Annotated in this window: 7 protein-coding genes and 1 pseudogene; all 8 read right to left on the reverse strand. The window is 62.3% G+C overall.

The window, feature by feature from the left end; translation table 11 throughout:
• Positions 1-3 precede the first annotated feature (3 nt).
• Positions 4-908: pseudogene (locus tag NWI01_RS08335) on the reverse strand (efflux RND transporter periplasmic adaptor subunit).
• 135 nt (positions 909-1043) lie between these two features.
• The gene (locus NWI01_RS08340; protein WP_141383415.1) at positions 1044-3515 is read right to left on the reverse strand and encodes an adenylate/guanylate cyclase domain-containing protein; all 2472 of its coding nucleotides are present in this window, start codon (positions 3513-3515) and stop codon (positions 1044-1046) included.
• A gap of 818 nt (positions 3516-4333) precedes the next feature.
• The gene (locus NWI01_RS08350) at positions 4334-4624 is read right to left on the reverse strand and encodes a hypothetical protein (RefSeq protein WP_244613694.1); all 291 of its coding nucleotides are present in this window, start codon (positions 4622-4624) and stop codon (positions 4334-4336) included.
• 450 nt (positions 4625-5074) lie between these two features.
• Positions 5075-6112, reverse strand: a complete 1038-nt coding sequence (locus NWI01_RS08355; RefSeq protein WP_141383417.1) for an alpha/beta hydrolase — start codon at positions 6110-6112, stop codon at positions 5075-5077.
• 486 nt (positions 6113-6598) lie between these two features.
• The gene (locus NWI01_RS08360; protein WP_141383418.1) at positions 6599-9076 is read right to left on the reverse strand and encodes a TonB-dependent siderophore receptor; all 2478 of its coding nucleotides are present in this window, start codon (positions 9074-9076) and stop codon (positions 6599-6601) included.
• A gap of 102 nt (positions 9077-9178) precedes the next feature.
• Entirely contained in the window at positions 9179-10111 is a 933-nt protein-coding gene (locus NWI01_RS08365; protein WP_244613695.1) for a FecR family protein, read from the reverse strand.
• A 117-nt stretch (positions 10112-10228) separates the two neighbouring features.
• A complete protein-coding gene (locus NWI01_RS08370) occupies positions 10229-10732 on the reverse strand; it encodes an RNA polymerase sigma factor (RefSeq protein WP_041345712.1) in 504 nt (167 codons plus the stop codon).
• A gap of 150 nt (positions 10733-10882) precedes the next feature.
• Positions 10883-11170, reverse strand: coding sequence for a hypothetical protein (locus tag NWI01_RS08375; protein WP_141383421.1), 288 nt, complete (start codon positions 11168-11170; stop codon positions 10883-10885).
• Positions 11171-11221 lie beyond the last annotated feature (51 nt).

An 11221-nucleotide genomic window follows, 5' to 3' on the forward strand; every position in this document is an offset into this window, starting at 1 on the left:
GCTCTAACGGGCCGCGCTCGCTTCCACGGCGATCGGCCTGACCGGATCGCCCTCGCGCAGCAAGGCGCCGGCACGCGCGACCACAACGTCGCCTTCCGACAGCCCTTCCCGGATCTCAACCTGTCCTCCTGACAGCAATCCGACCTCGACGTGCCGCGTTTCAATCCGCTGGCGCCGGACCACCTGAACCACCGCGCCCGCGCTCCCATACAGGATCGCCGTCAGCGGCACCGCAATGCCGCAGCTTTCGCCGGTCTTGATGATGGCCCGGCCAAACGCATTGACCAACAGGTGCTTGCTGGGATCGACGGAGATGAAGACCTGCCCGAGCTGGCTGTTCGGTTCGACCGTCGGCGCGATCAACCGGACCTTGCCGTCCATTTCACTGGCCCGACGGCCATGACTTTAGCGGCCTGACCGACCGCGAGCTTCGCCAGGTCACCGCTCGGCACCTGCCCAACCAGATCAAATTCGTTGCCGGTGACGATATTGAACAGCGCCTCGCCCTTGCCCGACGCCACCGCTCCGATCTCGGCGGACGAACGGCTGACCAACCCGGCCACCGGGGACGAAACCTGGGTCGTTCCGCCTTCGGGGCGCGTCAGGCGGGCGAGCGCCTGCCCGGCGGTCACGCTCTGTCCCGGCTCCGCCAGGATCTCGGCGACCTTCAAGCCCGGCCGCTCCGGCCGTACCGCCGTCTCGTTCCTCGGGATCAGTATCCCCGTGACCTGGGCGCTCGCCGAGAAGCAGAACCTGGTGGCTTTCAGGACGCTGACCGCGGCGGCGTTCGGGATATCCTGTTCGTCCGCCGACACTCCCGCAGGAGCGGTGAGGGTTGTCACCCATACAGCGGCCAGCGCGAGACCCCGCGTTGCAATGTGGCGCCGTCCCAGCAATTTCGTGGACATTGACAAGACTCTTTATCCGGAAAGATCGCGGCGAGAACGCGATCCGCTTCGCTTGAGAACGCTATAGTCAAGCCAGGATCGCGTTTCAACAACCGGCACGATCGAAGGCCTCACAAGGATCAAAGCAAGGATGGTTCATGCCGTCCGGCCCGCGGCGGAGCGGACAGATCCGTCCTCGGCGGGGCGGACAGACCCGCCCGCGGCGTGATCGCGCCAGCGATGAATCTCGACCGCCACAATCGGATGGTGAAAGCCTTTCAGGACCATCGGCGCCAGTTCAGCCGCCTCGACGAGGTGTTCGACCATGCCATAGGCGCGCTGATTGACCACGATCTGGCCCGCCTTGGCTTCATCGCAAAGGCGCGAGGCGAGATTGGTCACGCTGCCGATCGCCGCATATTCAAGCCGGCGCTCGAATCCGACCTGGCCCAGCGTGGCGTAGCCGACGGCGATCCCGACGCTGAAGCCGAGACTGTGACCGCGACTTCGCCATTTCTGCGACAGCAAGTCGACGGCATCGCGCATTTCGACCGCCATCTTGATGGCGCGTGGGGTGTGATCCGGAACCGGGACCGGAGCGTTGAACAGAACCATCACGCCGTCGCCCGCGTAGCGGTCCAGCGTGCCTTCGTACTTGAAGATCAGTTCACCGAGCGCCGCGTGATATTCCCGAAGCACATTCATCGCCTCTTCGGGCTCGGAGCTTTCGGTGAAGGCCGTGAAACCGCGCAGATCGCAGAACACCACCGTCACTTCGCCGCGATGGCTGTCGAGCAGCGAATTCTGTCCGTCAGACGAAGCGACGATCTGCGCGACCTGCGGCGCGAGGAAGCGCTCCAGCCTCCGGATCCGCTCGATCTCGCCGAGTTGCGCCTCGACCCGCTCCTCCAGCGACCTGTTCCAGTTGAGCAGCCGATAGGTCTGCTCCTGGAGCTTGTCTGCCTGTTGCTGGACGACGCCGTGCGCAATGGCGAGCTCCTTACCCTTTCGATCGACCTCATGAAACAGCCTTGCATTACGCATCGCCAATGCCGCCTGATGGGCGAACGTCTGCATCAGCCCGACCAGGTTCGGCGAGAACGCCCCCGCACCCCGTCGCAGCATGACGAGCGAACCAAGGACGCCCTGCTGGTCCACGAGCGGGACCACCAGAACAGAACGGAAGCCGGCCGAGGCGGCGACATCATTGAGCGGATTCGCCTCGGCGGATGCAAGATCCTCAATCGCGATCGGCTGGCTGTTCGCCGCGGCCACGCCCAGCAAGCTGTCATCCGGGCCGATGACGAGGTGGTCGCCGGCCGTCGATTTTTCGATGCCGCTGGCCTCGACAAGATCGAAACGCCGGCTATCGGCATCGAAACCGTAGATCAGCACGGCGTCCGCTTTCGTGATCTCCAGGGCGCGGGCGGCGACGGTCGAAAGCACCGACTCGAGGTCCAGCGACGACACGACGGCGCGGCCGACTTCCTCGAGCACCTTGAGTTCATTCACGGACTGCGCCAGATCGCGCGTGCGTTCCCTGACCTTGAGCTCGAGGTCCGAATAGGTCTCCTGAAGCTGCCCGGCCATGCTGTTGAACCGCTCCGCGAGCTGCTCAAGCTCGTCGCCGGTCTTGATGTCGATGCGATGCCCGAAGTCGCCCGCGCCGAGGCGCCGCGCGCCGCTGCTGAGCGCCTGGATCGGGACCAGCATCCGGCGCGCCAGCAGCATGCCGGCGATGATCGCGACCACAAGACCGAACGCGACAAGAATTCCGATGCGTATCAGGAGATCGCGGATCGGCGCGAGCGCGAGACTTGCGGGTTGTTCAAGCACCACGAACCAGCGAAGCGTGGAGACCGGGCTCGATGCAGTCAGCACCGCCTGACCTTGATTGTTCGTTCCTGATGCCGACGACGCGTGTCCGGCATTCAGCAGGGACGCGAGTTGCGGCCGTGAAGAGAGATTCTCGCCGGGATGTATCATTTTGTCGGAAGAGGCGAGCAGGATGCCGTTCGCATCCACGACGTAGGCGGAGCCCGCCTTGCCGCCCTGCGCATCGTCGACATATCCGGACAAAAAGCGAAGATCGATTTCCGCCACCGATGCGCCCGCGTCCCGTCCCGCATGAGCGACGGCGATCGACATGAAGGGCTGTCGATCGCGGAAGAACACCGGCGCGTATGTCATGCCCTGCGCTATGGTCCGGGTGAACCTTACGTCGCGGGAGAAATCAGCCCCGCTGCCGACCAGGACGGAGCGACGAGACAGACGGAGTTGCTCGCGGCCCGATCCGTCGAGCTGAAAGATACGATCGACGGCCGGGACCTGGTTCAGCAACTCGGCGTAATCGGCGCGTCGTTGCTCGACCGTGACGACGCTGGCGCGCGTGACCCAGCTGACCTGACGCTCCAGATCCACCATCGCCTGCGAGATGCGGTGCGCCGCCGCATCGGCCTTTTCCGACATCGCCAGAACAAGCGCGGTTTTGGTCTGATTGTAGCTGATCCAGATCTCGAGCGCGCCGTTGACGGCAAGGACGAACACCACCAGGCCGACGAGCGACATGACGTACTTGACGAAAAGCCCCCTGCGAGGTGATCGGCTGTTGTTCTCCGCCTCGTTCATCCATGTCTCCGCTCGGCGGCCGCAGTCCATGGCCTCGCCGATGGCACCCCTTAGATCACGTTCTCGATCGAATCGGCTCCAAAAACATGATCGATTTCAAGATTTTGAGCCGCGGGATGCGGGCGAAAGCCGCTCCCATCTCTCCTCATTCCGCTCTATCCCGCTCTCCTGCGGTGTTGGAGCCGCCCCACCCCATTCCCAGCAACCGGTGATCTTTAGCACAGTTCAGCCGTGCCGCGGCGAGCCGGAATCTCGCTCGCGACGAGAGGTGGGAAAGCGCCCCGCAAATTCCGCGCGTGCGATCCGAAGGCCGTACATCCAATGAGCATGAGCCGGCGTTTCAAACCCCGACTCGAACTTCCTGCGAACAGCACCTGGAGCATTTCCGGCAAAGTGGATTCTGGCTCGCCGTAAGAACTGCGACCAGTCGCTAAAGAATGTTTGAGCATGATCTTTTCCGAAAGCCGGTTTCCACTTTGCGCTGGCGCGGCCCTTCGGGTCGGGATCATGCTCCAGCTTCCAGAGCTTGGTCCGATTCAACTTGGATCATGCTCAAAGAAAAAACCCCGCCGAAGCGGGGTTGTGATTCAGGCTATAGCGAGATCGAGCGAAGCATGTCCTCCGGGTTGATCCGGGATGGGCGCGGTTCGCGGAAAGAAAACGTCTCAGAACAACACTCAAGCTTCGCTTCTGATTCAATCAGAAGCGAACGCTCTCTAGAGTCTGTTTCAACTGCGTTGAATCAGACTCGTCGCTTATCTTTCTGTTTGAGCATGATCTTCTCCGAAAACCGGTTTTCCACTTTTCGGGATCATGCTCTAGTGCTTGGCACCGACGTGAGCTTCGGCCTTCAGCGCCTTCTCTTCGACGCCGAGCGTTTCACAGATCGCCTTCAGGCGTGAAGGATCCGGAAACCGGATTCCGCGCATATAGAGCGAAATATCGCAGCGGCGGAAATCATGGGGACCGCGAAACCGCTTCGATGCTTCGCGAGCAAACTCCACATCGGTCCAATGCTTACCGGCGACAAGTTTTGCAAGGCGATTCCCGAACTCTACCTTATCGGCATCTGTCATCATTTTCTTTTCTTCCTGACTTCCCTTCCCCATGCATCGATCATCCGAACGGACAACGATCCATGACGCAAGCCGCCAGCCTTCCAGCGAGTTTTCTTCCGTCAAAGGGAATGTATATCTTACTATACATCGCCTGATTGACTTCCCTCGCTCGCTTCGGGGCACCCCTGCGCATTGCGCATGCAAAGTGTCAACTCGTCGACTTATAGATCGGATGAATGATGAACTGGTCGCTAGCGCGAGCGCTTCAACGTAAAGCTCTTGACTTAACCGCTCTCCTCGCCGGCTCTCATCCGCCAGACTCGCGAGCTTTGAAAATGGTTCTTGAGACTGCTGTTCGGCTGTTCGTTGTCTCAGCCACGCACGAGAGACGCGATCGACGATCGTTGGCAAGCGCCGGCGCAATGTGACGATGACAATCGCATCGACATCGACATGCCCGAGGTCTCTCCGCTTCTGATCCCACCAGAAGCGAAAATGCTCTCAGGCCCCGTCGATCGGTTGTCCGTCGATGGAGCGTCGGATCACCTGACGGACCTTCGCGTTGGACAGGAACAGGTCGTGGTTGATAATGCCCCATCCCTGTGCCGAGGCGTCGATGACGCGCAGCCCAAGTTGCTCAAGTCTGGCTTTTTCGGCAGCGCCGACGCGCTTGACGCCGCCGGCCAGGAAGCCCGAGAGAGCCAATGCGCGATCGTTGGTCGCGGTGACGACCGTGATCTTCCTGGCGAGCGGACCGACGCGCTCGACCGAGGAGGTGAAGACATCGAGATCGATGTCGGGGGAGGCGAAAATGACCGCCCCGATGCGGTCGCCGGCCGCCGGCTGCCGCGCGCATATCTGACGCAGCGCCTCCATCGTCAGCATTGTGCCGACCGAATGCGCGACGATGTGAATGCGGCCGGTGATAGGACTCGCCATCAAACCGGTCACGACTTGATCAAGCGCGTCGCGCGACCACATCGCGCTCTCCCGGTCATAGCCGTAGTCGAGCAGGCTCGCCTTCGAGGGCCAGGAGAACACCATGGTCTCGCCGCGAAAGCGAATGCCTTCGGAAATCCGGGCGGCGTCGAGCGCCGCGCTTTCAAACGTCTGGTTGAAGCCGTGAACGTAGATCAGCACGTCACGGGTTCCGCCCGGCTCGGCATAGAGGTCGCCAATCTGGCTGGTCGGCTCGATCGCGTCCAGACGCCAATCGCCGAGCCCGACGGCGCTGAGCGAGAATCGTCCCTCGCCTGGCGGCGTGAGCCTGGCGCGGGCGATGTTCAGCCGCGCGGCGCGCTCGGACCCATACCAGGGCTTGGCGCGCGCGCCGTTCACGGGCTTGCGTGTGGTGGCGACCAGAAGCGTCGGATTGGCGGTGAGTTCTGCGGCATCGAAGGTCGCACCGCCGGACGAGAGAGCAGCGCTGGTGCAGCCGCCGACGGATGCGCCGAGAGTCAGTGTGCAGGCCGCGCCCGCGAGCGAGCGCAACACGGCGCGGCGGCAGGCGAGTGGCGGCTTGTGAATGTGATGCGGCAATGTGCAGGTGTCCCCACGATGGGAGCGTGGTGCACGGTAATCGCGGCGAGAATACGGACATGAGGGAACCGCGGCGAGCGGCCGCTGGTTCCCCGAGCGATTGTTGAGCACCTGCGCTGGAAGTTTCGTGGCAGCTTTGTCACCAGGCTTATCGTTTTCACGCGAAGCGGATGACCTGTTCACTCGAAAACGCTCCAAGAGCATGTTTGTTTTAGACGGAATCAGCAATCCGTAGCAGCCCGTCATGCCCGGCACTCGGGTCCGGCTTCGCCGGCCCGAGCACTGGCCCATTGTGCCGGGTATCCACGTCTTTGGAATTTCAGTGAAGAAAGACGTGGATGGCCGGGACAAGCCCGGCCATGACGACTCCCGCCAGTGTCACCCGCGGGCTTAAGCGCGAAGCGCCGTTTCCCGCGCCCGAGACCCGTGGGTCCATCTTTTGGAAGAAGGATGGATTGCCGGATCAAGCCCGGCAATGACGGCGAGCTACCAGCGATAGCTCACCCTGCCGAGCACGGTGCGCACGCGCCCGACGTTACATTGATTGACGTTAGCACACGCCGCGACATACTGCGTGTCGAACAGGTTGGTAGCGTTGACGGAGAAGCGCCAGTTGTCGATGTCGTAGCGGATCATCGCATCCACCACCGTATAGGCCGGTGCATAAAACGTGTTGAGACTGTCGCCGGCGCTGGCCGAGACATAACGTATGCCGCCGCCGAAGCCGAGGCCGTTCAGCGCGCCCTCGCGAATGGTGTAGTCGGCCCACAGCGAGGCGAGATGCGGCGGCGTTCGAAGCAGTCGTTTGCCGAGGTCGGCGCCGTTGCTCCTGGTGACTCGCGCATCGTTATAGGCATAGGCCGCGGTCAGGTTGAGATTGCTGGTCAGGCTGGCGACCGCCTCGAACTCGAAGCCGCGCGAGGTGACTTCGCCGATCTGGATGGACTTTCCAGGATGGTCCAGATCAGGCGTTGTGACATTCTGACGCCGCAGGTCGTAAACTGCGGCCGTCATCCGCAAGTTCGTGTCTTTCGGCTGGAACTTGACGCCGGCCTCATACTGTATGCCGGTTGTCGGCTTGTATGGTGTTCCGTCAAATGTCGTTCCGGATAGGGGCATGAAGGACTCGGAGTAGCTAACGTAGGGGACCACTCCGCTGTCGAATTCGTAGCCAAGACCGGCCCGCTTGGTGAAGGCCCGATCGTTCTGAGTGGTGGTCGGGGTCACTCCGCCAACACCGAGATTGAAAGTATCGACTGTCCTGGTATCCGCCCAGTCGTGGCGTCCGCCGAGAGTCAGGATCCATCTCTCGAGCTTGATCTGATCCTGAATGTAGACGCCGGTGAAATTCTGGGTTTGCCGATTTCCGAAATTGTCGGCCGGCAGGAAAACAGGCGAGCCGTAGACGGGGGCATAGACATCGATCGGACCGACGACACCGCTCCATGTGCCTTGCTCAGTACCTTTGCGCATTCGATAGTCAACTCCGAACAGCACGGTGTGGCGCAGTACGCCGGTGGTCGCTTTCAACTCGGCGTGATTGTCGACCGCGAACGTGTCCCAGCTATAGCGGTCTCTGGAGGCGGTACGATTGAGCGTACGCAAATCGGCCTGCAGGCTTCCCGGCGTGACGTTGCGATAGTCCCAGATCTCATGTGAGTACTGAAGGTTCTGCCTGAAGACGAGGTTGTCGGTGGCGCGATGTTGTAGATTGTACCCGATGACGGTCATCTCCGTGTTGTTATAATCAAAGGCCGGCTCGCCGATGAAGCGCGTAATCGGAATTCGTCCGTTCGGATTGGGGAGCGCCGTTCCCCGCGCGGGGAGGCCGTAGTTCCATTTGCTGTCGTCTCTTTGGTGCATGGCGAAAGCGTTGACTTCAGTCGCATCCGTTGGACGCCACGTCACGGCGCCGGACAGGAATGCGCGCCGGTCGTTTGAAAAGTCGATGCCGTTGCCGCCTTCGCGCATCAGGCCGGTGAAGCGATAGAGCACCGATCTGTCCTCCGTCACCGGGCCGCCGAAGTCGAAACCGCCGCCCCTCTGGCCGAAACTGCCGCCCTGAAGCCGGACTTCGTGAAAGGGCTGTTCGGTCGGACGCTTGGTAACGAGGCCGATCACGCCGCTCGGTTCGTTCTGTCCGTAGAGAACCGAAGCAGGCCCGCGCATCACCTCGACACGCTCCAGCGCATAGGGCTCGAGGTCGCTGTTGCTGATGGAGCGCAGCCGGTTCAGGAACATGGCCCCACCCCACGGGGTGGTATTGAAGCCGCGGATCTGGGCACCGACAGAATTGAACTGATTCCCGCTGCTTCCGGCAAAAACGCCCGGCGTATAATTCAGCGTTTCGTTTACCGACTGGACCTGCCGCGTTTGCATCTGGTCCTGCGTCACCACCGAAATCGACTGCGGCACCTCGATGATCGGCGTATCGGTCTTGGTGGCGGTGGCGCTGCGGCTGGCGACAAAGCCGTTCGCCGGACCCCACGCGGTCTCGCCCTGAATGTCGATGGTATCGAGCGCGATCGCCCCGGCGGGAGCCGCGCCGGTACCGCCATCCGCGTTCGGCCGCTGGATCGCGACGGTCGAGGCATTGGTAAAGCGATAGCTGAGACCCGTTCCCGCCAGAAGACGGGTCAGCGCCTGATGGGGCGTGAGATTGCCGGATACGCCGGGCGACCCGACGCCGCGCCCGATGCCGCCGTCGCCGACGACATCTATGCCAGTGACACGGGAGAAAGCCGAGATCGCACCGGCGAGCGGCTGGGGTGGGATGGAGAAGTTATAGCTTGCACCGGGCGCGGCCTGGGCCGTGACACGCGTGTTCGATCCCGGCATCTGGGCATTCGCGACGCCGACCATGCCTGTCGTCAGGACCGTCGATAGAAGCAGAAAAAACGCGCACCCGTTCGAGGCGTCAGCCCATGCTTCCGTGACCAGCCTTTTCTCCGCCCCGCTTCTCATACCCTTAAAGCCCCCATACACAAGCCCCGGCAGAGACGCCGGAGCGCGGTTACAGAGTCAGACAATCGGGGCTCCGGAATTTTGCGGCGTGATGCAAAAAAATCAGCCGGCCGGAAACAACAGCGTCAGGTATGGCGTGGCGGCCACAATTCGGATCGGCACCGCCTCGGCGAGTTGCGCCACGATCGTCTCGGTGCGATTGAGGTTGACGATGAGCGTGATGGGGCGCTGCGCGAGCGCGTCGCTCATGACGACAATGCGCCCCGAGCGCCAGCGGTTGAGCGCCTGCACGGCTTGTCCGAGAGGCGCCTGCGTGAAGACCAGCCGTCCCTCCCGCCACGCGAGTTCGGTGCCGGTTTCCGACTGCCGGAGTTCTCCGATATGGCGGCTGTCATAGGTGACCAGCGAGCCGGCGGAAACCCGGGCGGACTCCTCGCCAAGCGCGACATCGACGGTGCTGTCCGTCACGATCACGGTCGCGCTGTCATCCCGATAATCAACGCCGAACGCCGTGCCGAGCGCGGTCGTGCGCCCCTCACCGGCCTCGACGACGAACGGCCGCCCCGCGTCTTTCGCAACCGTGAAAAAGGCCTCGCCTTCATGGAGCGTAAGGCCCCGCCGCTCGCGCGTGAAAGCCACTGAAAGCTTGGTTTCGGCCGCAAGATCGACGGTCGACCCGTCGGCGAGATTCACGCTGCGCCGTTCGCCGGTTCCGGTCCGGTAGTCGGCAAACGGATGGCTCGCGAGGTATCGCCACGCACCGAGGCCTACAGCGCCGATGACGACCGCCTCGCCGAACCTGCGGCGCGTTATTGCCTTCCGCGCGGCGCGGTGGCGGTCCTTCATGCCCGGAAGCTCGATCGCGCCCGTCCACAGCCTGTCGATATCCGCATAGGCCCTGACGTGGCGCGGATCGGCCGCGAGCCACACCTTCAACGCCTTCCTGTCGTCACCGGAAGGCTTGCCGTCGTGCATCGTGGCGAACCAGACGGCCGCCTCCTCGACAATCCGGACATGATCGGGATCGTCGGTCATCTGACTATCTGCCCCTCGTTCCATGCGAACACATCTCCCGAACGGCGCAGACAGCCGGAGGCTATGCCTGCTCGTTCTCTTATATGACAATCGGGAGAGACGAATTTTCGCGGCAAATTAACGCCGCGCCTCGTCGAGCCGCAGTTTCATCCGGGCGAGGATGCGCACCATATGGCCAAACGCCGTCCTGGGCTGGATGTCGAGCATCCGGCCAATCTCGGCGAACGTCCTGCCGTCGATGCGTGACAGAATGAAAACCGCGCGATGGGCCGGCGGGAATTCCTTCAGCGTCGCGTAAACGATCATCAATTCCTGACGGGATAACAGAACCTGCTCGGCCGACGGAGTTTCGTCCGCGAGCGTCGCAAGCGCGGTGTCCGGGTCATCGACAAAAGACAGGATGCGCTGGCGGCGATTATGGTTGATCGCCAGATTGGTCGCCGTGCGAAACAGATAGGCATGACCATCGGCGATGGATGTGCGGGAGCGCGCCGCCCAGAGCGCGAGAAACGCCTCCTGGGTCAGATCCGCGGCCACGTCCGCGGACGGCACGCGCCGGCGCAGGAAACGGGTCAGTTCCTTGCTGTGCCGCCGGAAAAGATCATGGACATCGAACGTCACGGGCCGAGCCTTGTTCCCTCGATCGCGCGGGTTATGCGCGATCATGGCCCGGCTTTATCGAATGAACAATTCCCTCGCAATATCAGTTGTCTGGATTGGTTCTAAGCTGATGGGCCTCGACAGTATCGTGCCCGCCGCGACTCCGGTTGTTCATGACCGGGACGACTTCTGGCGGAACCGCGCGGGGGGGCGCGGATCGTTGCCGGTGACCGCCATGAACTCCTCGCGTGTGAGATCAAGCTTGTCGCCATTCGACAGTTGCATCAGCGCGTAGGTCGCGTCCTCTTGCTGCGGCAAGACCCGCACGCTGACGATCTGGTCCGGGTTGAGAAAAAAGCCGAGCCTCAACTCGATGAGCTTCACCGCGCTCGCTCCCCGCTTCGGAGCAGGCTTTGGAGCGGGCTTTCTGTCTTCATCACGCGTGGGTTTCCTGGCCATGGGCCCTCCCTCCACTTTATCGTTCCTGATTGAATCAGAAGCGAAGCTTAC

The organism is Nitrobacter winogradskyi (assembly GCF_006539545.1).
GTDB classification, from domain to species: Bacteria; Pseudomonadota; Alphaproteobacteria; order Rhizobiales; family Xanthobacteraceae; genus Nitrobacter; species Nitrobacter winogradskyi_A.

Coding starts and splice junctions, on each gene's coding strand:
- NWI01_RS08340 (WP_141383415.1), bottom strand. CDS start 3,515: ATGAACGAGGCGGAGAACAACAGCCGATCACCTCGCAGGGGGCTTTTC.
- NWI01_RS08350 (WP_244613694.1), bottom strand. CDS start 4,624: ATGGGGAAGGGAAGTCAGGAAGAAAAGAAAATGATGACAGATGCCGAT.
- NWI01_RS08360 (WP_141383418.1), bottom strand. CDS start 9,076: ATGAGAAGCGGGGCGGAGAAAAGGCTGGTCACGGAAGCATGGGCTGAC.
- NWI01_RS08365 (WP_244613695.1), bottom strand. CDS start 10,111: ATGACCGACGATCCCGATCATGTCCGGATTGTCGAGGAGGCGGCCGTC.
- NWI01_RS08375 (WP_141383421.1), bottom strand. CDS start 11,170: ATGGCCAGGAAACCCACGCGTGATGAAGACAGAAAGCCCGCTCCAAAG.